A 371-nucleotide genomic window follows, 5' to 3' on the forward strand; every position below is an offset into this window, starting at 1 on the left:
GAAAGAAAGAAAAAAGGAGGGGGGGGAGGAGGGGGAGAGGAGGGAAGAAGAGGGGGAGGAAGAGGAGAGAAAAAAAAAAGAAGAGGGGAGAAAGGGGGAGAGAAAGAGGAAGGGAGAGGGGGGGGAGAAGAGGGAGCAGAGGGAGGGAAAAAAGAGGGAGAGAAGGGGGGGAAGGAGGGAAGAGAAGGGGGAGGAAAAGAAGAGGAAAGAGGGAAGGAAAGAAGAAGGGAAAGAAGAGAAGAAGGAAAGGAGGAAGGGAGAGGAGAAGGAAGGGAGAGAGAGAGAAGGAAGAAAGGGGGGAGGAAAGGAGAAAAAAAAGAGGAAGAAAGGGGGAGAAAGGGAAGAAAAGAAAAAATAAGTTGATAAAGGTC

1 protein-coding gene is annotated in these 371 nt (G+C 50.1%); it reads left to right on the top strand.

Annotated elements, in window-relative coordinates; translation table 11 throughout:
* A partial coding sequence (locus CP370_RS10335; RefSeq protein WP_199160336.1) for a hypothetical protein occupies window positions 1-358 on the top strand: 358 nt, incomplete at its 5' end.
* Window positions 359-371 lie beyond the last annotated feature (13 nt).

This window comes from Lactobacillus sp. UMNPBX19 (assembly GCF_002553805.1).
GTDB lineage: Bacteria > Bacillota > Bacilli > Lactobacillales > Lactobacillaceae > Lactobacillus.